This is a genomic window from Lentzea sp. NPDC037011 (assembly GCF_055607425.1).
Window position 1 is genome coordinate 826343 of sequence record NZ_JBVJRT010000001.1, and the last position, 25100, is coordinate 851442.

The 25100-nt window shown below is 71.1% G+C and carries 25 protein-coding genes; 10 read left to right on the top strand and 15 right to left on the bottom strand.

What is annotated here, in order from left to right; genetic code table 11:
* The first annotated feature begins 17 nt into the window (after positions 1 to 17).
* The 3 genes from ACZ7CH_RS04270 (at position 18) to ACZ7CH_RS04280 (ending at position 3617) form a co-directional block, all read left to right on the top strand.
* Positions 18 to 977, top strand: coding sequence for an MBL fold metallo-hydrolase (locus ACZ7CH_RS04270; RefSeq protein WP_470373122.1), 960 nt, complete (start codon positions 18 to 20; stop codon positions 975 to 977).
* Positions 974 to 2227: an FAD-dependent monooxygenase gene (locus ACZ7CH_RS04275; RefSeq protein WP_470373123.1), complete on the top strand. Its 1254-nt coding sequence runs from the start codon at positions 974 to 976 to the stop codon at positions 2225 to 2227. The genes ACZ7CH_RS04270 and ACZ7CH_RS04275 overlap by 4 nt, the downstream gene beginning before the upstream one ends.
* Before the next feature lie 64 nt (positions 2228 to 2291).
* Positions 2292 to 3617 carry an FAD-binding oxidoreductase gene (locus ACZ7CH_RS04280; protein ID WP_470373124.1) on the top strand — a complete coding sequence of 442 codons (1326 nt, stop codon included), beginning with the start codon at positions 2292 to 2294 and terminating at the stop codon, positions 3615 to 3617.
* Positions 3618 to 3630: 13 nt separating this feature from the next.
* Here ACZ7CH_RS04280 and ACZ7CH_RS04285 read toward each other — a convergent pair whose 3' ends face one another.
* On the bottom strand, positions 3631 to 5076 hold the full coding sequence (locus tag ACZ7CH_RS04285; RefSeq protein WP_470373125.1) for an aldehyde dehydrogenase family protein: 1446 nt from the start codon (positions 5074 to 5076) through the stop codon (positions 3631 to 3633).
* A 188-nt stretch (positions 5077 to 5264) separates the two neighbouring features.
* On the opposite strand from ACZ7CH_RS04285, the gene guaA reads away from it, so the two are divergent.
* Complete coding sequence (gene guaA, locus ACZ7CH_RS04290) at positions 5265 to 6824, top strand: glutamine-hydrolyzing GMP synthase (protein ID WP_470370045.1); 1560 nt, start codon at positions 5265 to 5267, stop codon at positions 6822 to 6824.
* 48 nt (positions 6825 to 6872) lie between these two features.
* Here the strand turns inward: guaA and ACZ7CH_RS04295 are convergent, their stop codons facing one another.
* The 4 genes from ACZ7CH_RS04295 to ACZ7CH_RS04310 form a co-directional block, all read right to left on the bottom strand.
* Positions 6873 to 8027, bottom strand: a complete 1155-nt coding sequence (locus ACZ7CH_RS04295) for a hypothetical protein (RefSeq protein WP_458430209.1) — start codon at positions 8025 to 8027, stop codon at positions 6873 to 6875.
* Positions 8012 to 8290, bottom strand: a complete 279-nt coding sequence (locus tag ACZ7CH_RS04300) for a DUF4365 domain-containing protein (protein ID WP_470373126.1) — start codon at positions 8288 to 8290, stop codon at positions 8012 to 8014. The genes ACZ7CH_RS04295 and ACZ7CH_RS04300 overlap by 16 nt, the downstream gene beginning before the upstream one ends.
* Before the next feature lie 133 nt (positions 8291 to 8423).
* Complete coding sequence (locus tag ACZ7CH_RS04305; protein ID WP_360395838.1) at positions 8424 to 8627, bottom strand: hypothetical protein; 204 nt, start codon at positions 8625 to 8627, stop codon at positions 8424 to 8426.
* Positions 8620 to 9795, bottom strand: a complete 1176-nt coding sequence (locus tag ACZ7CH_RS04310) for a PspC domain-containing protein (RefSeq protein WP_470373127.1) — start codon at positions 9793 to 9795, stop codon at positions 8620 to 8622. Before ACZ7CH_RS04310 ends, ACZ7CH_RS04305 begins: the two co-directional genes overlap by 8 nt.
* A gap of 69 nt (positions 9796 to 9864) precedes the next feature.
* On the opposite strand from ACZ7CH_RS04310, the gene ACZ7CH_RS04315 reads away from it, so the two are divergent.
* Genes ACZ7CH_RS04315 through ACZ7CH_RS04325 form a run of 3 tightly spaced genes read left to right on the top strand, consistent with a single transcriptional unit; the run spans position 9865 to position 12363 of the window.
* On the top strand, positions 9865 to 11106 hold the full coding sequence (locus ACZ7CH_RS04315; RefSeq protein ID WP_458434299.1) for an ATP-binding protein: 1242 nt from the start codon (positions 9865 to 9867) through the stop codon (positions 11104 to 11106).
* Positions 11103 to 11753, top strand: a complete 651-nt coding sequence (locus tag ACZ7CH_RS04320) for a response regulator transcription factor (RefSeq protein WP_360395841.1) — start codon at positions 11103 to 11105, stop codon at positions 11751 to 11753. Before ACZ7CH_RS04315 ends, ACZ7CH_RS04320 begins: the two co-directional genes overlap by 4 nt.
* A gap of 16 nt (positions 11754 to 11769) precedes the next feature.
* Positions 11770 to 12363 carry a phosphatase PAP2 family protein gene (locus tag ACZ7CH_RS04325; protein ID WP_360395843.1) on the top strand — a complete coding sequence of 198 codons (594 nt, stop codon included), beginning with the start codon at positions 11770 to 11772 and terminating at the stop codon, positions 12361 to 12363.
* Here the strand turns inward: ACZ7CH_RS04325 and ACZ7CH_RS04330 are convergent.
* The 3 genes from ACZ7CH_RS04330 to ACZ7CH_RS04340 all read right to left on the bottom strand — a co-directional run bounded on the left by ACZ7CH_RS04330 (position 12347) and on the right by ACZ7CH_RS04340 (position 15305).
* Positions 12347 to 13633: a serine/threonine-protein kinase gene (locus tag ACZ7CH_RS04330; protein WP_360395845.1), complete on the bottom strand. Its 1287-nt coding sequence runs from the start codon at positions 13631 to 13633 to the stop codon at positions 12347 to 12349. The two genes, ACZ7CH_RS04325 and ACZ7CH_RS04330, sit on opposite strands and share 17 nt — an antisense overlap.
* Positions 13634 to 13837: 204 nt before the next feature.
* Positions 13838 to 14257, bottom strand: coding sequence for an SsgA family sporulation/cell division regulator (locus ACZ7CH_RS04335; protein WP_360395847.1), 420 nt, complete (start codon positions 14255 to 14257; stop codon positions 13838 to 13840).
* A gap of 121 nt (positions 14258 to 14378) precedes the next feature.
* Positions 14379 to 15305, bottom strand: a complete 927-nt coding sequence (locus tag ACZ7CH_RS04340; RefSeq protein ID WP_458430211.1) for a DMT family transporter — start codon at positions 15303 to 15305, stop codon at positions 14379 to 14381.
* Positions 15306 to 15387: 82 nt separating this feature from the next.
* Here ACZ7CH_RS04340 and ACZ7CH_RS04345 point away from each other — a divergent pair, with 82 nt between their 5' ends.
* Entirely contained in the window at positions 15388 to 16290 is a 903-nt protein-coding gene (locus tag ACZ7CH_RS04345; RefSeq protein WP_458430212.1) for a LysR family transcriptional regulator, read from the top strand.
* On the opposite strand, the gene ACZ7CH_RS04350 is transcribed toward ACZ7CH_RS04345, so the two are convergent.
* The 6 genes from ACZ7CH_RS04350 to ACZ7CH_RS04375 form a co-directional block, all read right to left on the bottom strand.
* Positions 16291 to 17955 (bottom strand): serine/threonine-protein kinase, encoded by a 1665-nt coding sequence (locus ACZ7CH_RS04350; RefSeq protein ID WP_470373128.1) that lies wholly within the window; start codon positions 17953 to 17955, stop codon positions 16291 to 16293. It lies immediately after the preceding gene.
* A gap of 118 nt (positions 17956 to 18073) precedes the next feature.
* A complete protein-coding gene (locus ACZ7CH_RS04355) occupies positions 18074 to 19405 on the bottom strand; it encodes a serine/threonine-protein kinase (protein ID WP_458430214.1) in 1332 nt (443 codons plus the stop codon).
* Positions 19406 to 19552: 147 nt separating this feature from the next.
* The gene (locus ACZ7CH_RS04360; protein WP_470373129.1) at positions 19553 to 20446 is read right to left on the bottom strand and encodes a hypothetical protein; all 894 of its coding nucleotides are present in this window, start codon (positions 20444 to 20446) and stop codon (positions 19553 to 19555) included.
* 204 nt (positions 20447 to 20650) lie between these two features.
* The gene (locus tag ACZ7CH_RS04365) at positions 20651 to 21496 is read right to left on the bottom strand and encodes a hypothetical protein (protein ID WP_360395860.1); all 846 of its coding nucleotides are present in this window, start codon (positions 21494 to 21496) and stop codon (positions 20651 to 20653) included.
* A gap of 173 nt (positions 21497 to 21669) precedes the next feature.
* Positions 21670 to 22533, bottom strand: coding sequence for a RodZ family helix-turn-helix domain-containing protein (locus tag ACZ7CH_RS04370; RefSeq protein WP_360395862.1), 864 nt, complete (start codon positions 22531 to 22533; stop codon positions 21670 to 21672).
* Between the two features lie 102 nt (positions 22534 to 22635).
* Positions 22636 to 22962 carry a hypothetical protein gene (locus tag ACZ7CH_RS04375; RefSeq protein ID WP_065916047.1) on the bottom strand — a complete coding sequence of 109 codons (327 nt, stop codon included), beginning with the start codon at positions 22960 to 22962 and terminating at the stop codon, positions 22636 to 22638.
* A gap of 70 nt (positions 22963 to 23032) precedes the next feature.
* On the opposite strand from ACZ7CH_RS04375, the gene ACZ7CH_RS04380 reads away from it, so the two are divergent.
* On the top strand, positions 23033 to 24085 hold the full coding sequence (locus tag ACZ7CH_RS04380) for an arginase family protein (RefSeq protein ID WP_470373130.1): 1053 nt from the start codon (positions 23033 to 23035) through the stop codon (positions 24083 to 24085).
* An 18-nt stretch (positions 24086 to 24103) separates the two neighbouring features.
* On the opposite strand, the gene ACZ7CH_RS04385 is transcribed toward ACZ7CH_RS04380, so the two are convergent.
* On the bottom strand, positions 24104 to 24367 hold the full coding sequence (locus tag ACZ7CH_RS04385) for a chorismate mutase (protein WP_360395863.1): 264 nt from the start codon (positions 24365 to 24367) through the stop codon (positions 24104 to 24106).
* Between the two features lie 225 nt (positions 24368 to 24592).
* Here ACZ7CH_RS04385 and ACZ7CH_RS04390 point away from each other — a divergent pair, with 225 nt between their 5' ends.
* The gene (locus ACZ7CH_RS04390) at positions 24593 to 25078 is read left to right on the top strand and encodes a hypothetical protein (protein ID WP_360395864.1); all 486 of its coding nucleotides are present in this window, start codon (positions 24593 to 24595) and stop codon (positions 25076 to 25078) included.
* Positions 25079 to 25100 lie beyond the last annotated feature (22 nt).

Sequence of the window (25100 nt, forward strand, 5' to 3'; positions counted from 1 at the left end):
TTGGCTACCGTGGAGGCATGGCCAAGAAGCCGTTCGCTTCCAGCGCGGACCTCGCCGACAAGGACGAGGTCTTCGTCGAGCTCGCCGAGGGCGTCTACACCCTGACCGCCGAAGGCGACCCCAACGTCGGTGCGATCGAGGCCGACGACTTCCTGATCTGCTTCGAGGCGCGCGCCACCCCCGCGGCCGCGCGCCGCTGGCTCGCGACCCTGCGCGAGCACACGAGGAAGCCGGTCCGCTACCTCGTGCTGAGCCACTACCACGCCGTCCGCACACTGGGTGCCAGCGCGTTCGACGCGCAGGAGGTCGTGGCGCACGAGATGACGCGGGTCCTGATCGCCGAACGCGGCCGGCAGGACTGGGAGAGCGAGTACGGCCGCATGCCGCGGCTGTTCGAGCAGCCGGCCGAGATCCCCGGCCTGACCTGGCCGACGCTCACGTTCTCCGACCGCATGACCATCCCGCTCGGCGGCGAACGCGGCGACCTCGTGCTGCAGCACCTGGGCCGCGGCCACACTGCGGGCGACATCGTGGCGTGGCTGCCGCAGCAGCGCATCCTCTTCGCGGGCGACCTGGTCGAGTCGCAGGCCGCGCTCTACACCGGTGACGCGTTCCACGACGAGTGGGCGACGTCCACTTTGGACAACGTGGAGGACCTCGGCGCCGAGGTCCTGGTGGGCGGCCGCGGCAAGGTGGCCCGCGACCGGATCGAGGTCGAGGCCGCGATCGCGCAGAGCCGGCACTTCCTGGACGAGCTGCGCCGCACGGTCGGCGGGGTGCACGCCGAGGGCGGCACGCTCAAGCAGGCCTTCGAGCTGGCCCGCGAGACCCTGGCGCCCCGGTACGGCCGCTGGCCGATCTTCGAGCACTGCCTGCCGTTCGACGTGCAGCGCTACTGGGACGAGTGCGACGGCAAGGACTGGCCGGAGATCTGGACCGCGCGCCGCGACCGCGCCGTCTGGGACGCCCTGCAATGACCGTGCTGGTCGTCGGTGCGGGCCCGGTCGGGCTCACGGCGGCGCTGCTGCTGGCCCGCGCCGGCGTGCCCAGCGTGGTGCTGGAGAAGGCCACCGAGCGGTCCCGCGTGGGCAGCCGGTCGATCTGCGTGCAGCGCGACGTGCTGGAGGTCCTCGAACGGGTCGGCGCCGGGCAGGCCGTGGCCGACGCCGGCGTCACCTGGTACACCGGCCGGACCTACCACCGCGACCGCGAGGTGGCGACCCTGACCTTCCCGGCGGCAGCGGGCTTCCCGCCGTTCGTGAACACCCCGCAGACCGTCGTCGAGCGCATCCTGGAGGAGCGGGTCCGCGCCGAGCCGTTGGTCGAGCTGCGCTACGGCCACGAGGTCACCGGCCTGACCTGGGACGCCGCCGGTGTGTCCACATCGGACGGAATCACCGGCACCCACTGCATCGCCGCGGACGGCGCGCACTCGACCGTGCGGCGGCTGCTCGGCGTGCCGTTCGAGGGCTTCTCGTTCGACGACCGGTTCATCATCGCCGACGTGCGCGTCGACCTGGACTTCCCGGCACCGGAACGCCGCTTCTACTTCGACCCGCCGTGGAACCCAGGCCGCCAGGTGCTGCTGCACCCGCAACCGGACGGCGTGTGGCGGATCGACTGGCAGGTCGCCGAGGACGTCGAGCTCACCGACGACCACCTCCGCGCGATCGTCGGCGACAAGCCGTACGAGGTCGTCTGGCAGTCCACGTACCGCTTCCACCAGCGGCGAGCGGCGACGTTCCGCGTCGGCCGGGTCCTGCTCGCGGGCGACGCGGCGCACGTCATGAGCCCGTTCGGCGCGCGCGGCCTGAACTCGGGGATCTGCGACGCGGACAACGCGGCGTGGAAGATCGCCGCCGACCGCAACGGCGAGGCCGGGCCGGGTCTGTTGCGGTCCTACGACGTCGAACGCGGTGCCGCCGCCGACGAGAACCTGCGCATCACCGGCGCCACCATGCGCTTCCTGGTGCCGGGCAACGACGACGAACGCGCGCAGCGGCAGCGTGCGCTGGAGTCCGGCGAGGGCATCGACTCGGGCAAGCTGTTCACCCCGTTCGCCTACACCGACTCCCCGCTGACCACGGATGGCGGCGAGCTGATCGCGGGATCTCGCGTGGCCGGACCGGGGTTCCTGGTGCGGGACGGCCGCCTGATCAGGCCGGACGGTCACGTCGCCGGCACCGCGGCGAGCGATGAGGTGACGCGTCGCGCGCTGGGCTGGTGAACTGGACCACATGGGGATGAGCAGAAGGACTTTCTTACGGGGAACCGGATTAGCGGTCGCGGGCATGGGGATCGGTGGCCCCGCCGCGGCGGACACGGACTGGGGGAGACTGCGGCGCAGGCTGGGCGACCGGCTCGTCCTGCCGCAGGACACCGGCTACGACGCGCTGCGGCTGCCGTTCAACACGGTCTACGCCCACCGCAGGCCGGCCGCGATCGCCCGGTGCGTGCGGACCGAGGACGTGCAGGCGTGCCTGGACTTCGCCTCGCACCAGGGCATCCCGGTCGCCGCCCGCAGCGGCAGGCACAGCTACGCGGGCTACTCGGTGCCGGAGAACGGCCTCGTCGTCGACGTGAGCGCGTTGAACGACGTGCGCTTCCGCGGCACCGACGTGCGGGTCGGCAGCGGCACCCGGCTCGGCGACTTCTACGAGACCATCGGCGCACGTGGCCGCGCGGTGCCGGGTGGCACCTGCAAGTCCGTCGGCATCAGCGGTCTCACGCTCGGCGGCGGCATCGGCGTGATCGGCCGCAAGTACGGTCTGACCTGCGACAACCTGCTCAGCGCGCGGATCGTCACGCCGGACGGCTGCGTGCGCACGGCGTCCGCGGACTCCGAGCCCGGCCTGTTCTGGGCGCTGCGCGGCGGTGGCGGCGGCAACTTCGGCATCGTCACGTCGTTCACGTTCCGCAGCGTGCCCGCGCCGGACATCACCCGCTTCCTGCTGCTGTACCCGGACGGCGCGACCGCCGACGTGGTCGACGCGTGGCAGGAGTGGTTCGCCGACGCCCCGGACGAGCTGTGGGCGATCTGCGAGACGCTCTCCGGTACGCCCACCAGCACCGCGGTCGGCGGCACCTACCTCGGTCCGGCGAAGGACCTGCACCCGTTGCTCGACCGGATGCCGAAGGGCACGCAGCGGGTCGTCGAGGAGCTGACCTACCTGGAGGCCATGCGGTTCTACGCGGGCGGCGACGAGACCGGTGCCGCGTTCGTGGCGTCGTCGCGGATGGCCTACGAGCACGTGCCCGGCTCCCGCGTCGACGAGCTGCTGCGGGGCGGCAGCCGGTACCGCATCCAGTTCGACTCGTTCGGCGGCGCGCTCGGCCGGGTCGCACCGGACGCGACCGCGTTCCCGCACCGGCGGGCCAAGGCCAGTGCCCAGTGCTACGTCAACGTCGTGGACGGCCGCACCGAGGCGGAGGGCCGGCGGATCCTGGCGTCGTTGCGCGACGGGCTCGGCACCGGCACCACCGGGTACGTCAACTACGTGGACCCGGAGATGCCGGACTGGGCGAGGGCCTACTACGGCCGCAACCTCCCGCGGTTGCGGGAGGTGCGCCGCCGCTACGACCCCGACCGGGTGCTCGCGTTCGCCCAGGGGCTGTAGCGCGATCCCGTGCCTAGATCTGAACTCCGGTCAGGACGGTCACCCGTTCCTCGGTGAAGTCCTCCATCGCCGACCGGACGCCCTCGCGCCCGGTGCCCGAGCCCTTCACGCCGCCGTAGGGCATCTGGTCGGCGCGGTAGGACGGCACGTCACCGATGATCACGCCGCCGACCTCCAGCTCGGCCGCCGCCTCGAACGCGACCTGCACGTCACGGGTGAACACCCCGGCCTGCAGCCCGTACTTCGAGTCGTTGACCTGCGCGAACGCCTCCTCGACGCCGTCGACCACGGACACCACCAGCACCGGCCCGAAGACCTCCTCGCGCCACACCTTCGCGTCCGGAGGCACGTCGGTCAGCACGGTCGGCTCGACCGTCGCGCCGGTGCGCTTGCCGCCGGTGAGCACCTTGGCGCCCGCGTCGGCGGCCATCAGCACCCACTCCTCGACGCGGCGCGCGTTGTCCTCGTCGATCAGCGGCCCGACCTCGACCTCGGGGTCGTGCGGGTCGCCGGTCCGCAGCGCGGCGACCTTCTCGACGAGCTTCGGCACGAACTCCCCGGCCACCGACCGGTCCACGACCACCCGCTGCACCGCGATGCACGACTGCCCGGCCTGGTAGTTGCCGAACGTCGCGATCCGCTGCGCCGCGAAGTCCAGGTCCGTCCAATCAGGACAGACGACGGCGGCGGCGTTGCTGCCCAGCTCCATCACGACGTGCTTGCGCGGCGCGGAGTCCATCAGCGACCAGCCGACCTTCGTCGACCCGGTGAAGGAGATGACGGGCAGCCGTTCGTCGGTGACGAGCTTCTCCATGTCCTTGCCCCGCACCGGGAGCACGGAGAACGCGCCCTCCGGCAGGTCGGTCTGGGCGAGGACCTCGCCCAGCAGCAACGCGCTCAGCGGCGTGGCCGAGGCGGGTTTCACAACCACCGGCGCACCCACCGCGAGCGCCGGCGCGACCTTGTGCGCCACCAGGTTGAGCGGGAAGTTGAACGGTGCCACCGCCAGCACGGGACCGCGCGGCACGTGGCGCACGATCGCCATCCGGCCCTCGCCGCCCGCGTCGGTGTCCAGCCGCTGCACCTCGCCGCTGAACCGGCGGGCCTCCTCGGCGGCGAACCGGAACGTGTTCACCGCGCGCTGGACCTCGACCTCGGCCCACTTGAGCGGTTTGCCGTTCTCAGCGGTGATCGTCTCGGCGATCTCCTCCGCGCGGTCGGTCAGGGCCTGCGCGACCTGCTGCAACGCGGTCGCGCGCACGTGCGCCGGTGTTCTGCGGAACTCGCGGGCCACGGCGTGGGCAGCGGCGACGGCACGTTCCACCTGGTCAGGGCTCGGCACGGCGACCGAGGCCACCTCGGTGCCGTCGAACGGGTGGAACACACCCAGCGCCTGCTCGCCCTGTTCGGGACGGCCGGCGATCCAGCACGGCCTCGGTTGTGGCGTGAACGCGTCCATGGGCTCACGGTAGGCCCTGACCGCCGGTTGGCACCCGCTGAGCGCGCGACTGCCTTCGGGGTCCGCCCGCGTGGCCAACCTCACCGGGGACCGCAACCCGTTCCCACGTCTGGTGGTCCGGTCTCGAACACCTGGTCAACCCGGCCACCGGTAGGCGCCCGACCTGCGGCGCATGACATCCTTAGGCCGTGTCCGACACCAGCAACCGCCCTGTTCTCGTCGTCGACTTCGGCGCCCAGTACGCGCAGCTGATCGCCCGCCGCGTCCGCGAGGCCCAGGTCTACTCCGAGGTGGTCCCGCACACCGCGACGGTGAGCGAGATCCTCGACAAGAACCCGTTGGCCATCGTGCTGTCCGGTGGCCCGTCGAGCGTCTACGAAGAGGGCGCGCCGCAGGTCGACGCCAAGCTGTTCGAGACCGGTGTCCCGGTCTTCGGCATCTGCTACGGCTTCCAGGCGATGGCCCGCGCCCTCGGCGGCGAGGTCGCGCACACCGGCACCCGCGAGTACGGCCGCACCGACCTCGGCATCACCGCGGAGGCGGGCGCGCTGCACACGGAGCTGCCCGCGAGCCACCCGGTGTGGATGAGCCACGGCGACGCCGTCACCAAGGCCCCCGAGGGCTTCACGGTCACCGCGACCAGCGAGGGCGCCCCGGTCGCCGCGTTCGAGGACACCGAACGCCGGTTCGCCGGTGTGCAGTACCACCCGGAGGTGCACCACTCACCGCACGGCCAGGAGGTGCTGCGCCGGTTCCTGCACGACATCGCCGGCCTGCGCCCGCAGTGGACCACCTCGTCCATCGTGGACGAGCAGGTCGCCCGCATCCGCGAGCAGATCGGTGACGGCAAGGCCATCTGCGGCCTGTCCGGCGGCGTCGACTCCGCCGTGGCCGCCGCCCTGGTCCAGCGCGCCATCGGCGACCGCCTCACCTGCGTCTTCGTCGACCACGGCCTGCTGCGCTCCGGCGAGCGCGCCCAGGTCGAGCGCGACTACGTGGCCGCGACGGGCATCAACCTGGTGACCGTCGACGCCCGCGAGCGGTTCCTGACCGCCCTGGCCGGCGTCACGGACCCGGAGGAGAAGCGCAAGATCATCGGCCGCGAGTTCATCCGCGTGTTCGAACAGGCCGAGCGCGACCTCAAGGCCGAGGGCGACTACCGCTTCCTCGTCCAGGGCACCCTCTACCCCGACGTCGTCGAGTCCGGCGGCGGCGCGGGCACCGCGAACATCAAGTCGCACCACAACGTCGGCGGCCTGCCGGACGACCTGCAGTTCGAGCTGGTCGAACCGCTGCGCGCGCTGTTCAAGGACGAGGTCCGCCGCGTCGGCACCGAGCTCGGCCTGCCCGAGACCATCGTGCAGCGCCAGCCGTTCCCCGGCCCCGGCCTCGGCATCCGCATCATCGGCGAGGTCACCCAGGACCGCCTCGACACCCTGCGCCAGGCCGACGCCATCGCCCGCGAGGAACTCACCGCGGCAGGCCTCGACCGGCAGATCTGGCAGTGCCCGGTCGTGCTGCTCGCGGACGTCCGCAGCGTCGGCGTCCAGGGCGACGGCCGCACCTACGGCCACCCGGTCGTGCTGCGCCCGGTGTCGTCCGAGGACGCCATGACCGCCGACTGGACCCGCCTGCCCTACGAGGTGCTGGAGCGGATCTCCACCCGGATCACCAACGAGGTGGCGGAGGTCAACCGTGTGGTGCTCGACGTGACGTCGAAGCCGCCGGGCACCATCGAGTGGGAGTGACCACGTGACGAGGCCCCCGGCAGGACGCCGGGGGCCTCGTCCGTTCGATCAGCGCTGCCGGTGCCGGAGAAAACTGGAGTCGACCGCGACCGGTCCGGTCAACCGCCACGCGCCCCGCTCGAAAGCGAGGTTGCCGGTCACCGTGAACGGCAGTCTGTTGGTGTGGGCGAAGATCGCCCAGCCGTAGTCGTCCCCGCTCAACGGGATGTGGATCTTTCGTGTGCGCCCCCGGACCTCGGCGCTCAGCACGATCGTCGTTTCCTCCTGGTCGTCGCCGCTCGACTCCTCCCTCGTCAGCGAGCGGACCTGGCCGACGAGTGTCTCGGTGCTCGGCGGTTCCTCACGGCGCACCAGACGTTCCCGAACACGCGGCAGCCCCGCGATCGCATCGCGGTTGATCACGATGCGGGAGGAGGGGACCTCCGGCGGCGGCGCGCTCGCCGCCCAGTCGAACGAGAGGTCCAGTTCGCGCAGGGTGTCCGACTCCGTCAGATCTTGGAGCGACTCCACGAGGTTGGCGCTGAGTCCCTGTTCCGCGGCACGTTCGACCGCACCGGGGTTCCAGCTCAGCGAGAGGTCCCTGGCCGCGTGCAGACCCGTGGCGAGCGTTTCCATCACGCGGCGCTGGAAGGGGCCCTCCGGGCCGTCCTCGTGATCGGGCAGCGGATCTCCGAGCCGGGTGACGACCGTGAAGACGAAACTACCGCGCTTGGTGTGCCCGAGCCGGATGTCGTCGTCCAGGAAGTCGTTCACCGTGCTGGAGCGGCGGCCTCGGTGAGAATGCGTCGGATCGTCGGCCGAGGTGGCAGCGGCCTTCATCATCTTGAACAGGCCGTCAAGGGTTCTCTCCGCCTGTTTGAACGGCAGCGTTCCGTCGATCATGATCTGGTCGAACCGGACGAAGAACAGGTCGGCACGGGTCGCCGTGATCCGCTCGGCCAGCCGCTGCGGATCCCAGTCGTACACGGTGGCCAACGACCGGAGGGTGTCGCGGAAGCGCTGGGCGAAGTCGACGAAGTCCGTTGCCAGGGGAAGCATCACCCGTGCTCGGTCGTGGAGGCGCCAGATCTGCCGGACGTCGGGAACCTGTGCTTCGAGTTGCCAGTCGTTGGCAGCGAGGTACTGCTGCACCGCCAGCGGGTGGAGGCTTTCGGCGAGTTCGCGGTAGTCGTCGAGTGACGGGCTGCTCACCAGGTCGTCCATGTGGAGTATGTGTCGCGAAGCCGGTCGTGCTGCGTGGTGCACTTGAGCTGGAGCTCGAACTCCGGGCAGTAGTACTTCACGTACTCGGTCGACGACGAGATGGTGATGTCGACGCCGTCGTAGTCGGTTGCGTGCCACTTGATCGAACAGCCGGCCGCAGCAGCGATCATCTTCACGAAAGCGAGACCGAACTGCTCCTGACGAGCTGTGAACGGCAAGCCTCCGTCAAGTGGTGCTTCCGCGCTGCCGCTTCCGTCGGCCATGGGCTCCCTCCTCGTGGCGGCGAACTGGCAGCACCACAGGGAGCGGCCGGTCCGACGCAGGGAGGAATCGATCTTCGTCACCCGGAAGCGTGACGAGGCCCCCGGCAGGACGCCGGGGGCCTCTCGCGTTCGGTCAGCGCTGCCGTCGGCGCAGTGAGTTGGTCAGCAGGACCACACCCACCAGGATCGCCGTCCCTCCCAGCGCCCACCGGAAGTCGAACCAGAACCGCCCGTCGCTCAGCACGTAGGCCGCTGTCAGCAGCCCGCCGATGCCGAACACCAGGCCCACCACGTCGATCCGGCGGCGCACGGCCTGTCCGGAAGTCTGCTCAGCCACGGAGCACCCTCACCTCTCCGACGCTCGTGCGAACGTCCAGGTCGATCTTCAAGCCGCCTTCGCCGTCGTCGCCGAGGTCCTTGCCCTCGACCTGCACGGCGCCGCCCTCCGCCTTGCGGTCGAGGCAGTCGAGCTCGCCGATGGACGTGGCGTCGCAGGTGAACGTGACGTCGGCGGTCTTCGGCACGTGCACGACGACCTCGCCCAGGTCGGCGTTCACGGCGGTCTGCACCGAACCGGAGTCCGGCAGTTCGCGCAGGTCCAAGAGCACGCTGCCGACGCCGATCGAGTACTTCGCCTGCACCTCGTCGAGCGTCTTGGGCGTGGGGGAGATGCTGCTGACCGTGGTGGGGCCGTCGAAGTCGACGGCGGTCACGCCGAAGCCGACCACCGCCAGCGGGACCAGCAGCCACACCAGGCCGCGACCGCCGCCGGTGAAGGCACCGACCAGCAGGCCCGCCGCCAGCACGGTGATCGCCAGGCCGATGACGTGCGGCGCGGTGAACCACGGCACGACCGGGGCCGCGATGGCGGAGCCGGCGACCACCAGCATCATCACGCCCAGGGTCGCCAGGCCGATCCGCGGCTTGCGCGGGCGCGGTGCGGGGGGCGGGGCCGGGGCGGGTGCCGGTTCGGGCAGGTCCCACGCGAACGGGGCGGCGCCCAGCGGGTCCCAGGCCGGTGCCCCCGGCACCGGTGGCACCGGCGGTGGTTCGGCCAGCGTCGTCGCCGGCTGCAGGTGTCCCCGGTTCTTCTGCAGCAGGTACACGCCACCGACCGCCGCCGCCAGCGTCACGACGACCTGGAAGCCGCCGCTGCCGAACGTGAAGGCGAGCGCCGGGAACATGAGGATACCGAGGAACAGCGTCTTGGCCGGCGGCATCTCGCTCTGTCCCTTGTGGACCAGCGCCTCCAGCGGCGACACCGCGTCGCCCTCCTCCGGCAGCACCAGCCAGCCCGCGAGGTACAGCGGCAGGCCGACGCCGCCCGACAACGCGAGCGCGACGAAGGCGATCCGCACGATCACCGGGTCGATCTGGTAGCGCAGGGCGATGCCGGTGGCGACGCCGCCGAGCTTCCGCCCTGCACGGGGCCGCACCGGCCGGTGGGCCCAGAACTCCCTGAGCGTGTCCGCCACGCCCTGCATTGCCTTCTCAGTCCCGCTCACGACGACAAGGTTGCGCTGCCGGAGCGCGAACCACATCAGGGAGCAGCCCTGATTCCGCGAACCGGGGTCATCCCTGATGAACAACCCGCCGGAACGTGTGACGATCAGGTGGTGAGTGCAGGGATCGAGCCGATGCGCCGCCGCCGCACCGGCCGGGTGATCGCGGGCGTCGCGAGCGGGCTGGCGAACCACCTGGGCGCACCCGTCTTCTGGGTGCGCCTGGTGTTCGCCGTCTTCGCCGCGTTCAGCGGTGTGGGGATCATCGCCTACGCGCTGCTGTGGATGTTCGTCCCGCAGTCGCCGGTGGCGGAGCCCGAGACCGAGCAGGACCGCAAGGAGTGGCAGCAGGCAGTGGGGCTCGCGGCCGTCGGCATCGGCGTCGCGGTCTTCACCGGCCTGATCAACGGCGGTGCGAGCGGCTGGAGCGGCTGGATCACCGGCCCGATCGCCGTGGCGCTCGTGGGGGCCGCCGTCGTGTGGCGGGAGGCCGACGAGGCCCAGCGGCGCCGGTGGCGCGACGGGGCGATGGCCCAGGGGAAGACGGGGATCGTGCGGACGCTGGCGGGTGGTGCCCTGGTCGTGGCGGGGGTCGCCGCGTTCCTGGTCGCCAACGACTCCCTCCAGAACCTCTCCACGGTCGTGCTCTCCGTGCTCGCGACCCTGATCGGCGTCGCCGTGCTCACCGTGCCGCTGTGGATGCGGCTGGTGCGCGACCTGGACTCCGAGCGCCGGGCCCGCATCCGCACCGAGGAACGCGCCGAGATCGCCGCCCACCTGCACGACTCCGTGCTGCAAACGCTTGCGCTCATCCAGAAGCAGGCCGAGTCGTCACGCGAGGTCAAGCGCCTGGCCCGCAGCCAGGAACGGGAGCTGCGCAGCTGGCTCTACGGCCGTGAGGTGGGCGAACAGCCGCAGACGGTCAGCGTGGCCATCGCCCAGGCCTGCGCCGAGGTGGAGGACGACTTCGCCATCGCCGTGCAGCAGGTCGTGGTCGGCGACTGCGAGCTGGAGGACGGGCTGATCCCGCTGGTGCAGGCGGCGCGGGAGGCGATCGTCAACGCGGCCAAGCACGCGGGCGTGGCCGAGGTCAGCGTGTACGCGGAGGTGGAACCCGAAAAGGTGACGGTGTTCGTGCGCGACCGGGGCAAGGGCTTCGACCCCGACACCGTGCCGGAGGACCGGCATGGCCTCGCCGGCAGCATCCGGGGGAGGATGAGCAGGCACGGTGGCGAGGCGCGGCTGCGGACCGCGCCCGGTGAGGGGACCGAGGTGCAGCTCGAGATGCCGAGGAAGACGGAGGCCAGGACATGAGCGTCAGGGTGTTCCTGGTGGACGACCACGCGTTGTTCCGCGCGGGGGTGCGTGCCGAGCTCGACACGATCACCGACGAGGTCGAGGTGGTCGGCGAGGCGGGCGGCGTCGGCGAGGCGGTCGCGGGCATCGCCCACCTCAAGCCGGACGTCGTGCTGCTCGACGTGCACATGCCCGACGGCGGCGGCGCCGAGGTGCTGCGGCAGATCCGGACCAAGATCCCCGAGGTCACGTTCCTCGCGCTGTCGGTCTCGGACGCCGCCGAGGACGTCATCAACGTCATCCGCGCCGGTGCGCGCGGGTACGTCACCAAGACGATCTCCAGCCAGGAGCTGGTCAAGGCGGTCGTGCGGGTCAGCGAGGGCGACGCGGTGTTCTCCCCGCGCCTCGCCGGGTTCGTCCTGGACGCGTTCGCCGACCGGCCGGGTGCCGCGCCGATCAGCGACCCCGAGCTCGACCTGCTGACCCCCAGGGAACGCGACGTCCTGCGGCTGCTGGCCCGTGGCTACGCTTACAAGGAAATCGCGTCCGAGCTGTTCATCAGCGTGAAGACGGTGGAGACGCACGTGTCGAGCGTCCTGCGGAAGACCCAGCTCTCCAACCGGTACGAGCTCTCCCGCTGGGCCACCGACCGCCGACTGGTCTGAAGGGTTCCCGGGGGCTTTGGTCACGAAGGTCGCCCGCGCTGCCACCGAGGTGCTGGCGCCGTGGGTCTGGATCGTCCTGCTGCCGTTCATCGTCGCCGCGGCCTCCGACGGGCTGTGGAAGACGGTGCTGTGGGGTCTCGTCGTCGCCGTGACGGCGTCCGTCATCCCCATGGCCGTCATCGTGCGCGGCGCGCGCAAGGGCAAGTGGGACGGCCACCACGTCACGAACCGCGAGGGCCGGCTGGTCCCGCTGCTCACGGCGGGTGCGTCGCTCGCGGCCGGCACCGTGGTCATGCTGCTGGGCGACGCCCCGGCCAGCATGCTCGCGCTGGCCGGGAGCATGTTCGCCTCGCTGCTCGTCAGCATGGCGATCACGTTCGGGCTGAAGTGGAAGATCTCGCTGCACGCCGGCGTGGCGTGGGCCGCCGTCGTGACGCTGGCGATCGTCTACGGCCCGTGGCCGCTGCTGATCGCACTGCCCGCCGCGCTGGTGTCGTGGTCGCGCGTCCAGCTCGGCGACCACACGCTCGGGCAGGTGCTCGGCGGCACGGCGATGGGCCTGGTCGTGGGCGGCGGCACGTTCTGGCTGCTGCTCACCTCGTTTGGATGATACTGACGATCTTCATCTCGTTGTTGACCGCGGCGACCACGACCTCGTAGGTGCCAGCCTGCAGCTGGCCGCCGGTGGTCTGGAGGTTCAGGTCGACCGTGACCACCCAGTTCGGCCCGTCCGAGCGGATGGGCGTGCTGGAGGGGTTGCACTTGACCGACCGGTAGCCCGACCAGCGCGACAGGTACACGTCCACGGGCTCGCTGGCCTTGCCGTGCAGGTTGCGCCACGCCACCTCGGCCCTGGCCGGGAGCTCGGCGTAGTGGTTCTGCACGAAGGACTCCGCCTCCGCGGCGGAGAAGTAGCGGGCGCCGGTGTCCCTGGGGAAGCTGCTCTGGTTGACCGGGGTGTCGTTGCCCGTGCCGTTCCAGTAGGCGGCCGCCGCACCACCGCCGATCGCCAGCAGCCCGATGAGCGACAGCACGGTCAGGATCCGCCGGTTCGGCGGCTTGCGCCGGGGCAGCTCGGGCGGCAGCACCAGCGGCTGCGACGGCTGCGGTGAGGCGGCCAGCAGGTCGGCGGCCTCCTGCGCGGTCGGCCGGTCCTTCGGGTCGGCGGCGAGCAGCCGGTTCAGCAACGGCGTGAGCTCACCCGCGTTCTTGGCGTCCCGCAGCTGCCCGCTCGCGGCCCGGTAGATGAGGCCGAAGCTGTTGTCGCTGGGCCCGTAGACGGACTCGCCCTCGATCGCCGTGTAGATCGTGGCGCCGAGCGAGAACACGTCGGAGGCCTCGTCGGGGTGCTCACCGCGCGCCACCTCGGGTGCGAGGTAGGCGGGGGTGCCCGAGATCATGCCGGTGTCGGTCAGCGTGCCGTCACCGCTGGACTTGGAGATGCCGAAGTCGGTGATCTTGACCGTGCCGTCGTGGCCGATCAGGACGTTGCCCGGCTTGATGTCGCGGTGCACCAGCCCCGCGGTGTGCGCCGCGGACAGCGCCGAGGCGATGAACCCGCCGATCCGCGCGGCCTGGGCCGGCTTGAGGGGCCCCTTGTCGGCGAGCAACGCCGAGAGGCTCTGCGACGGCAGGTACTCCATGACGATCCACGGCTGCTCCTCGTCGTCCCCGACGACGTCGAACACCGCGATCGCGTGCGGGTGGTGCAGTCTCGCCGCGTTGCGCGCTTCCCGCATGGCGCGCTGGTGGTCGCCGGTGACGAGCTGCTTGACAGCGACCTCGCGCGCCAGAACCTGGTCCCGCGCCCGCCAGACCACCCCCATCGCTCCGCTGCCGACGCGCTCCAGCAGCGTGTAGCGGCCCCCGACGGTTGTCACACCGCCAGAGTAGTCAAGGTCGGGTCCGCGCTTTGCGGGGTTCCCGTCGAAGCCGTTCGCGTGGTGCCGCGGTGGGGACCGTGCCTGGTGCGTCGTCGCTGCCCACGACGTCGGGCACCATGCCGTCGGTGGTCTCGGGTGACGAGCTGGTTGGCCACCTCGTCCCGCGCCCCTGCCACCGTCCGACCGGCACGCGCAGGCGCACTAGTCGAGCGTCGAGACCAGCTTCTGCAGCTCCCGGTCGAAGTCGATCCACAGGTCCTCTTCGCCCGGCTGGACGACGTCGTAGGAGCTGTCGAGGAACGTCGCCACGTCTTCGGCGACGGCGCTCAGGATCGCGAACCCGGTCGGCGCGTTCAGCTCGACCAGCACCCGCTCCGGGTCGTCGGAGGCCGGGCGGACCAGGATGTCGCCCTCGCCGCACGGCGTCAGCAGGCCGTCGGCCAGCAGGTCGCGGGCGAACATCCACTCGACCCGGCCGGAGCCCGTGTGGAACACGATGGCGACGGCGTAGGGGTCTTCTGGGTCGTAGACCAGCTCCGCCTCCACCGGTGCGGGGGCCGCGCCGGGGGCGAGGAGGTGAAAAGTGGTGCGGGTGACGACCTTCAGGTTTTCGTTGTTCATGTCGATGTCCTTCTCAGGCGGTTGTCCATCTCCTTCAACAATGAGGAGACGGCTCAGCAGCTCGATAAGGACGCGATTCGTCTCGGAACCATCCTATTGGGGGAGACGCACGTCTCACACCTCAGCGTTTGACCAGGTCGTGCGTCTCGTTTGGTGAGACGCCCTGACCTGCCGAGACGGGCTTCCGGCGGGTCAGCGCGACGCCCATCAGGACCACCAGCATCCCGATCACGACCCTTGCGTTCAGTTGCTCCCCGAGGAAGACCGCTCCGAGGAGCACCGACACGACCGGGAGCAGGTAACCGACCGTAGTCGCCGTGGTGGCGCCCTCGTCGGCGATGACGCGGTAGTTGAGGATGAACGCGACACCGGTGCCGGCGACGCCGAGGACGATGACGGCGACCACGCCGATCCAGTGCAGGTGCAGCGGCTGCAGGCCGCCGAACGGCAGCGCCAGCAGCAGCATGCCCATCGCGGTGGTCAGCTGCATCGCCGCCAGCTGCGTCGAGGTGGCGCCCGTGTTGACCAGGTAGCGGCCCGCGTACGAGTAACCGATGGCGTAGCTCGCGGCGCCGGCCAGGCACAGGACCGCGCCCCAGCTCGCGATGCTGTTGGCCTGCTGCCACGGCGCGAAGATCAGCAGGACGCCCGCGAAGCCCAGCCCCAGCCCGAGCATGCGAACCAGGTCGCTGATCTTCTCCGTGCCCAGCACGAGCCCGATGGCCAGCGCGAACAGCGGTGTCGTGGAGTTGAGCACCCCGGACACGCCGGAGTCGACGGTCTGGCCGCCGATGGCGAAGAGCGTGAACGGGACCGCGCTGCCGAAGAACGCGACGAACGTCATGTGCGCCCAGACCCGCCGGTTCCGCGGCAGGGTCATCCGCGCGGTGGCGAGCACCACGAACAGCACGAGCGCCCCGAAGAACGTCCGCACGATCGAGATCTGCAGGGGCGACAGGCTCCCCAGCGCGAGCTTCATCCACAGGAAGCTGGATCCCCACAGCAGGGCGAGCACGCCCATCCTGATCAACGTTCCGCGTTGGTTCACGCGGACAACGATGCGCCGCACAACCCGTAAAGACAATTTAATTGTTGTGCATAACCTTTAAGCACCGCTGTATGGTCAGGGCATGCTCGACGTGCGCCGCATGCAGGTCCTCAGGGCCGTCGTGACCACGGGTTCCATCACCGCGGCCGCCACGAACCTCGGCTACACCCCGTCCGCGATCTCCCAGCAGGTGGCGGGCCTGGAGAAGCAGGCGGGCCTCCCGCTGCTGGAACGCGTGGGCCGCGGCGTCCGCCCCACCGCCGCCGGCCGCCTGCTCACCGAGCACGCAGCCCGCCTCACCGAACAGCTGGCCGAGGCCGAGAGCGCCCTCACCGCGTTGCGCAACGGCTGCGCGGGCACCCTGCGCGTCCGCTACTTCGCCACCGCCGGCGCCGCCCTCGTGCCACCCGCCGTGGCCCAGTTCCGCGCCGAACGCTCCGGTGTCGAGCTCGACCTGAAGCTCACCGAGCCGGCCGACCCCTTCGAGGAGCTCGCCGCCGGCCGCGCGGACGTCGCCATCACGGTCATGGAACCCGACGAGCCCGCCCCCGCCGGCATGGTCGCCCGCCACCTGCTCACCGACCCGTTCTACGCCGTCCTGCCCCGCGGCCACGCCCTGGCCCGCAAACGCGTCCTGGACCTCGGCGAGCTGGCCGACGAGTCGTGGATCTACGCCGACTGCGGCGCCTCCGGACCGTGCAAGGACCTCGTGCCGAACGCGTGCGCGGGCGCCGGCTTCGCGCCGCAGGTCGTGGTGGAGAGCGACGACTACGCGACCGCGCAGGGCTTTGTGGCGGCCGGGCTCGGCGTCACCATCATCCCGCGGCTCGGGCTGGGCTACGCGCATCCGGGCGTGGTGCTGCGCAAGGTGCGCAACCCCGAACCGGTGCGGCACATCCACGTCGTCTACCGCGAGGAGGCCGCGTGGAACCCCGCGGTGCTCGCGCTGGCCGAGGCGCTGGAGAGGGCCGCGCGGGCCTCCTGACTACGCCCCGCCGAACGGCTTGTCGTAGCTCAGCAAGAAGTTGCTGTTGCGCCACCACAGCGAGATCTGCCGCTGCATGGTCGCCTTCGTGCCGTCCTTCTTCGTGACCTCGACGTCCACGACGTAGTAGAACTCCTGCCGCTGGTCGGCGTTCACCAGCTTGGCCTGCTTGTAGGGCGACCAGAAGGTCTTGAAGCCGGCCATGCCACCGGGGTAGTTGGCCTGGAAGTCGGCGTTGCCCATCTTCCACGCCTCTTCCGGTGAGCTGGTGGCCAGCTGCAGGTAGGCCTCCAGCAGCGCCTGCCGCTCTTCCACCGAAGGGCTGGCGCTCCACGCGCCTGCCTTTTCGAGGATCTTCGGCTTCTCCGTGTTCGTCGGGTCCGCGTTGTTGCCCGTCGTCTGCTGCGTGGAGGTGTTGCCGCCGGCGTTGTTGTTGCCGTTGCCGCTGTTCCCGCCGCCACCGTTCGAGATCATGCTCGCGAACATGATGCCGACGACCGCGGCCGCCACGATCGCGATCGCGGTGTAGACGGTCGACTTCTTGCTCTTCGACGACGGCGGCGCCGGGCGGGAGGGCTTGGGGCGCTGCGAGTACTGCGGTGCGGCGGCCGGGCGGTGGTGCTGCTGCTGTGACTGGTGCTGCTGGGGCTGGTGCTGCTGCGCCGGCATCGCGCGGGGCGGCGTGTGCGGCGCGTGCGAGTGCATGTCGACCCGCGTCGCGTTGGGCGGCGGCGGGGGCGGGAGGGCGCGGGTCGCGGCCGGCTGGGGCTGCTGGACCGGGGCGCCGCGCCACGACGGCGGGTGCGTCGGGGCGACCACGGAGGGCGTGAAGGCGGGGGTCGCCTGGCCGTTGGCGACCGCGGCGAGCGCGTCGCGGGCCTCGACCATCGTCGGGCGCTCCTCCGGCTCCGAGCGGAGCAGGCGCATGAGCAGCGCGGTCAGCGGGCCGGCGTTGCGCGGCGGGTTGACCTTGCCGGAGGCGACCTTGTGCAGCAGGGCGATGGTGTTCTCGCTCAGACCGAACGGCGGCTCGCCCTCGATCGCGGCGTACAGCGTGGAGCCGAGGGAGAACACGTCGGACGGGCTGCCGGGGTCGTAGCCCTTGGCGACCTCGGGGGCGAGGTAGGCGGGGGTACCGGCGAGCATGCCCGTGGCGGTGACGGTGACGTCGCCGGTCGCGCGGGAGATGCCGAAGTCGGTGATCTTCACGGTGCCGTCGTCGCCGAGCAGCACGTTGCCGGGCTTGATGTCGCGGTGCACGATGCCCGCGTTGTGCGCGGCGGCCAGCGCGGAGGCGACCTGCATGCCGATCGAGGCCACGTCGCGCGGCGGGAGCGTGCCGCGTTCGGACAGGACGCCGGACAGGCTCTTCGACGGCAGGTACTCCATCACGAGCCACGGCTGGCCGTCGTCCTCGGCCACGTCGTACACGGCGACGGCGTGCGGGTGCTGCAGGCGCGCGGCGATGCGGCCCTCGCGCATGGCACGTCTCTTCGCCTCGTCCACGTCGCCGTCGGCGAGCCCTGGCTGCAGGAGCAGCTGCTTGACCGCGACGGTCCGGTGCAGGCGCTCGTCGTGTGCTGTCCAGACGACGCCCATGGCACCACTACCGATGCGCTGGCTCAATCGGTAGCGACCAGCGACCAATCGGCCATCGTCGGTCACAGTTGCTCCCCGCTGTGCGGTCACTTGCTCTCTGTTCAACGGCTCATCACACGTCTGAGTTCACATCACCCATCGGTGCGGTTACCCACCTTACGAGATAACTGCGACGGTTTTGTGCTTAGCCCGCTGGCGGAGGTACCGATGCGGAGCTTGGCGGCACAGACGACGCCGGAGGCTTGGCCGTGGTCGTCGTCGTTGTGGTGGTCGTCGTAGTCGTAGTCGTCGTAGTAGTGGTGGTTGTGGTGGTCGTCGTGGTGCTGGGCGCTGTTTCGCGCGTCGTCGTTGCCTCGGGCGTGGTGGTCGTCACCTCGGGCACCGTCGTGGTCGTCGGCACCACGGAAGACGAGCTCGCCGGCGGCGCGGACGGCGTCTGCTGCTCCTTGGTGAACACGCCCAGCGCGACCAGGAGACCACCGATGACCAGCAACAACGCCAGCACGACCGCCGCGATCACCAGCGGGCGGTTGTCCTGCGGCCTGGCCGCGGGCGCCATCGGTGGCGCGGTCCGCGGCGGCGACGTGCGCGGAGCCGCCCGGACGATGCGCGTCCGCTCGGGTTCCACGATCGCCGTGGGGTCGGGTCCGGCCACCGCGGCGAGGCCCGTGAACGACGGCGCACGGCCGTTCGCGACCGCCGCCAGCAGCTCCCGCGCCTGCGACATCGTCGGCCGGTCGTCGGCCTCGAAGTTCAGCAGGTACAGCAGCGTGTCGGCGAGCGGGTGGTCGACCGTCGGCGGGTTGATCCGGCCGGCCGCGACGGCGTGCAGAACACCGAGCGTGTTCTCGCTCACCCCGTAGGGCGGTTCGCCCTCCATCGCGGCGAACAGCGTCGAGCCGAGCGAGTAGACGTCGGAGGCCGGCGTCGGGTCCTGGCCCCGCGCGATCTCCGGTGCCAGGTAGGCGGGCGTGCCGGCGATCAGGCCGGTCTTGGTGACCGTGATGTCGTCGCTGGCCCGCGAGATGCCGAAGTCGGTGATCTTGACGATGCCGTTCTCGGCGATCAGCACGTTGCCGGGCTTCACGTCCCGGTGCACGATGCCGGCCGCGTGCGCCGCCGCCAGAGCCGCCGCGCACTGGGCGCCGATGCTGGCGACCTCGACCGGGTCCATCGGCCCGCCCTCGGCCAGCGCGTCGGCGAGGCTGTAGGACGGCAGGTACTCCATGACCAGGCACGGGACACCGTCCTCCTCGACCACGTCGTACACCGCGATGGCGTTCGGGTGGTGGAGCTTGGCGGCGATGCGGCCCTCGCGCATGGCGCGCTGGATCGCCTCGTCCTGCTCGGCCTCGTCCAGGCCGGGTGCGAGGAGCAGCTGCTTGATCGCGACCTCGCGGCCGAGGCGTTCGTCGTGGGCGCGCCAGACGATGCCCATCGCGCCGGAGCCGATCCGGTCGAGGAAGCGGTAGCGGTCGGCGACCAGCCGCCCGTCAGTGGCGTCGGACGTCGTCACGTGACCACCCCGGCGCGCAGCGAAGGGGAGACCGCGGTGGCAGCAGGTCCCACGCTCGTGCTCCTCGTGCGGTAGTCAGCGGTCGTCCGGAGTGCCCGCACAGGGTACCCCTGTCGTGTACGACCGGTGTGCTACCGGGTTGATGCGTTACTCAGCCGGTGCGAAGAAGTCGAAGACGCCGACGGTCTGCTCGGCCGTGCCGCCGACGGTGTTGAGCACCGGGTCGAGCACGCCGAGGTCGACGCTCACGTCCACCGGGTTCGACGGCGTGGGCAGCGGGGTCTGCGACGAGCTGGGCGGCGGCGGGGGCGTGGTGCTGCTGCTCGGCGGGGGCGTGGTGGACGAGCTCGGCGGCGGAGGAGGCGTCTCGCTCGACGGCGGCGTGCTCGGCGTGGTGGGGGTGGTCTGCGCCTCCGACGACGGCGTGCTCGCGGTCGGGGGCTGCGCGGGCTGCTGCTGCGTCGGCTGCTGGACCTGCGGCTGCTGCGCCGGGCGCTGCTGGGTCGGCTGCTGCGTGTACGGCGCGACCCGCACCTGCTCGGTGGTCGGGTCGGCGGCGGCCGTCTCGGTCTGGTCGGCCTGCTGCGTCTTGTTCGACGGCAGCTTCACAACGCCCTCGGTGCCGGCGCTCGCGCCACGGGCCTGGGCCCGCTCGTCGAACCGCACCTGGGCGAGCGGGCGCTCGTCGGGGGAGGACAGCCAGGAGGAGGCGGCGAACGCGACGGTGCCGCACAGCACGACGCCACCACTGGCGGCCGCGGCCAGCTTGCCGACGGTGAAGCCGCTGCTCTGCGCGTCGTCACCGCGGCCTTCGCGGCGCAGCAGCTCGGTGATGTGCAGCTCCTTGGCCGGCTGCTTGCGCGGCTTGCTGCCGGGGTGCTTGGCGTCCGGGGTCCGCACCGACCTGAACTTGATCGTCGGCTCGAACGCCTCGGGGGTGATGTCGTCGGTGATCACCGGGATCGGCATGGTCTCCGCCTCGCGGCGGGCGATCAGCTCGGCAACCGACAGCTGTCCGGTCGACTCGGCAGAGCCGGTCAACCGCCGACGATGGTCCTCAATCGACACCGCTCGTTCACCCTTCCAGGCTTGCTTTGCGCACTGGCGGAAACATGGATACCGAATCGTGACCCGAGATGTAACCCCTTTGGGGGAATTTTCACGATCGAACCTCATCTTCGCGACGAGCGGTCACCGTTCGACTGCGAACGGCGAACGGGGTTGAGCGCGGCACAACTCGGCGGGCTAGCTCCGTTGCGCCGAAAGGACCTCGGTGCCGATGATCCGCGGCTGGGTCGTGTCGGTGAGCCAGAAGAGCTGCTCGATGCGCAGCCAGCTCCCGTTCCACTCCTGCATCGAGACGACGGCGAGCACGCTGCCGTTCGGGCGCAGCGAGGTCTGGTCGACGTTGACCGTGCGGATCGTGCCCCACGACTCGACGAACTCCCGCGGGTTCGTGCCCACCAGGTCGGGCGAGAGCAGCTTGGCCGCGGCACCCGGCTTGGTCGTGAGCAGCTCGTAGAACCGCTTCACCACGTCCACCTGCGGCTGCGGGCCGGTCGACACCAGCGGCGTGGCGGGCTCTCCCGACGGCTCCGCCGACGGTCCGGCCGACGGGTCCGCCGACCGCGTGGGTGAGGTCAGCAGCAGCGCGGACGGTTGCGGCATGGGGACCTCGGGAGCGGTCCGCGGCGGTGTGTACTCGCTCGGCAGCTGGGCGGACAGCAGGTCAGGGCGCAGCGCCTGCGCACCGGACAGCGCGACGGGGCGCTCGGTGAACGGGACGCCGGAGTTCGGCGGGCGGCTGCCCGCGAGGATCGCCGCGCCCGCGATCGACGAGACGAGGACGATCGCGCCGGTGAGCACGCCCGCGACCTGGGCGGCGCGGCTGTCGCCCGCACGGCGCCGGCGGCCGGGTCCGGCCGGTGGCGCGGGCTCGGTGGGGCCGAGCAACGACGTGACGAGCGCGTCGGTCGCGGCTTCCTCGGCGGACGGGATGCGCATCGGGCCCGGCTGCTGCCTGATCAGCTCGGCCACGCTGATCGACCCGGCACGGGTGTGACGTCGTCCGGTCGTCGCGGGACGCTGCACTGTCCTGGTCCTCCGTACTGTCCGTGGTCACCTGAAGACGTACCGTGGCCTCACGCGGCAACGCCAGTTTCTCGACGGACTTCAGCCGTTTGTGGCGTCCAGCGGAGCCGTGGATTCGCTCGAAGGTGTTACCTACTACGGTCGGTAGCTCAGGGCCGGACCTTGAGTGCCGGTCACCCGCCGGCTTTCAACCGTTCACCGCTGATCAGCGGCAGCTCGCCGAGCGTGAAGCTGAGCTCGCGCTTCTCCTGGCTGACCGAGCCGTCCTTCTTGGTGAGCCGCAGCAGGCTCACGGTGAGGCCCTTGCCGGGGTCGACCACGATCTCCTCCACCTCGATCAGCGAGATGTCGGCGAGCCGGCCCTCCAGCAGCGAACCGGCGTTCGCGCGCACGGTGTCGGTGGTCAGGGCGAGCGCGGTGTCCGCGTTCGCCGTCATCTCCCGGTAGAAGTCCTCGGTCCGCTGGGCGATCTCGGTGCCGTCGACCGCCGGCGCCTGCGAGAGCGGCACGGTGGTGATGACGGGCGCTGCGGTGCCGGGCGGCTTGGTGCCGCTGCCGGTCGGGGCGCCCTGGCCGCTGCTGCGGGGCGCCGCGGAGCCGGGTGTGGCGCCGCCGGTGCCGGGGACGGGGTTGCCGCGGCCGGTGTTCGCAGGGGACGTCCGCGTGCCGGCGGTGGTCGCGGACGTCGGGCTGACCGCCGTCGGCAGGGCCGAGATCAGCGGCACGTCCGACGGGTAGCCGGGCAGGCCGATCCGCTCGACCTGGCCGCCGCCGCTGACCAGCTTGGCCGCGGCGACGCTCAGGCCGACCAGCACGAGCACCGAGGACACGACGGCGAACCACGCCGCCCGCTTCCAGGTGCGCGGAGGCGTGACCGACGCGGGAACCATGCCGATGTTGAACTTGCGCAGCCCGTCGGTGTCCGCGATCGGGTCGATCGGGCGGCTGCGGGGCAGTGGGATGCGGTCGCCCCCGACGACGGGTCGTTCGTGTGCGACCCAGTCGTCGAGACGATGTTTGCCCGGTTGTTCGTCCATCCCGACACCCCTCTGCGACGCAACCAGGGTAGGGCCGTTCGGACGTGCGGAAGCGACCTGAAGGGGTAATTCAGGACGAGTGACACCCGGAGGTGTGAACTTCTACCGCGGAGGCAGCTGAGCTTGGCCGCTCTTCAACTGCTTCTGCGTGCGCTGCACGCCGTTCAGGGCCGCGAGACCGCTGCCGCCGGCGATCAGCGCACCGATGACGTCGGCGCCCAGGGTGTCACCGCCGGTGATCAACAAGCCGATCACGGCACCCGCGGTGGTGATGATCGCCGCCTTCCAGCGGCTGCGGACGAACTGCGCGACAGGTGCTCCGGCCGCGCCCTTCTTGCCGGCGGCAGAGCCGAGCATGCCCAGGTATGCGTCGTGCGCCAAGGCGGCGAGCAGGCCGGCGATGGCGATCAGTGCGGCGATGAGGCCCATGCCTCCAGTGTGCCCCCGGATTTTTCCGGTGGACCATCCGTGATCGCCCTGATATCCGATTCGGGTGGACATGTTCTGGCACGACGACTGCCTTGAGCACGACGCCGGCGAGGGGCTGTGGGAGCTGCCGGGCTCCTGGCCGTGGCTGGACGTGCCGGAGCCGCACCCGGAGAACGCGGCGCGGCTGCGGACGTTCCGGCACGCGCTGATGCACGGCCCGGTGGCCGGGCACCTCCGGTGGCACGAGGGGCGCCATGCGTCCGTGGACGAGCTTCTGCGCGTGCACTCGGCTTCGTACCTGGACTCGTTGCGGGTGTCCGAGCGTGTGCCGCTGGAGGTGAACACGGTCGTCGGACCCGAGACGTGGAACGCGGTCCGTGCGGCGGCGGGCACCTCACTGGCCGCGCTGGAGTCCGGCGCACCCCTGGCCTACGCGCTCGTGCGACCGCCCGGCCACCACGCGCAGCCGGCGATGGCGGACGGCTACTGCTTCGTGAACAACGCCGCGCTGGTGGCGGAGACCGCGCGGCGCCAGGGCCTGCGGGTCGCGGTGCTGGACTGGGACGTGCACCACGGCAACGGCACCCAGGAGGTGTTCTACGACCGGTCCGACGTGCTGACCGTCTCCGTGCACATGCGGCACGGGGCGTGGGGCGCGAACCACCCGCAGACGGGCGCCCCCTCGGAGGTGGGCGCGCAGGGGCGGAACGTGAACATCGAGCTGTCCCTGGGTGCTGGCGACACGGCGTACCTGCGCGCGTTGGACGAGATCGCGTTCCCGTTGCTGCGGTCGTTCGAACCGGACCTGCTGGTGTGCGCGTCGGGGTTCGACGGGTCGGCGTTCGACCCGAACGGCCGGCACAACCTGACCGCCGCCGGGTACCGCGAGATCGGGCGGCGGGTGGCGGCGTTCGGCACGCGCGTCGTGCTCACGCAGGAGGGCGGCTACCTGCGCGGGTACGGCGCGTTGTGCCTGCACGCGCTGGTGGAGGGCCTGCTGCGGCTGCCGGAGCCGTTGCTGGAGGACCCGCTGGCCTACGTGCCGGACGACGACCAGCTCGTGGACGCGGACTTCGAGCGGGTGCTCGCGGCGCTGCGGCCTTTTTGGCCCGGCGTCCTGTGACGCCGGGCCGGTGGGCGACTACCTGCCGAGCGGGCCGCGACCCATCTTGAGCAGGACCAGTGCGAGGTCCTTGCCCTCGGGACCCAGCGGCTTGTAGCGGTTGAGCACGTCGATCTCGCGGTTGTGCACGATCTTCGTGCCGCCCGCCGCCATCCGCGCGGCGCCGATGATCTTGGAGATCTCGACCCTGCGCTGGACCAGCCGCAGTATCTCGGCGTCCAGGTGGTCGATCTCCTCGCGCAGCTCGGTGATGTCGGACGCGGCGGTGGTGGTGGATTCCATCGTGGTGACCTCTCGACTCTTCTTGAGTCCCGGCCCGGAAGCGACGAAGCCCCGGGGTCCGAGGACTCCGGGGCTTCGTGGTGGCTTCGTCAGCGCTGGACGACCACGGGAGCCGGAGTCCGGGTCCCGTAGAAAAACTCGAAGAACGTCGCGCGCATGGACGTAGTGTGCCACATGTCGCGCCGTTCACGCTTCGGCGTCTCACACAGTGACCTGGGGGTCTTCATGAAGTACGTGCTCGGGGTGGCTGCTGCCCTCGTGCTGTCCGCCTTCACCGTTCCCGCCGCTCAGGCGGAGACCGGCTTCGCGTCGGTCGCGCTCACGCCCACCTCCGGCTGGCTGGTCGGGCCGGACGGCACCTGGAAGGTCAGGGGCGGGTACGCGGGCGGCTTCGCGATCGACATCACGAACCGGTCGGCGGTCGACGTCGACGACCTGTACGTCCGCGTCTCGTTCCCGACCGACGAGCTGGAGGTCACCGGCTACGAGGGTGACCACTGGACGTGCTGGGACGTCGCGGGTGGTCCCGGCGTCGAGGGCGTCCACTGCCAGGCCGACTTCCTCGCGGTGCCGGACGAGGCGTTCCCGACGCTGACGCTGGGCACCAAGGGGCTCCAGCACCACACGGACAGCATCGACGTCTACGCCGAGAGCGCGGGCCACGACGACGTCCATGCCGGGGTCGCCTACGAGGTCGACACGAGCACCTGATCGAACCTGCTCGTCGAACACA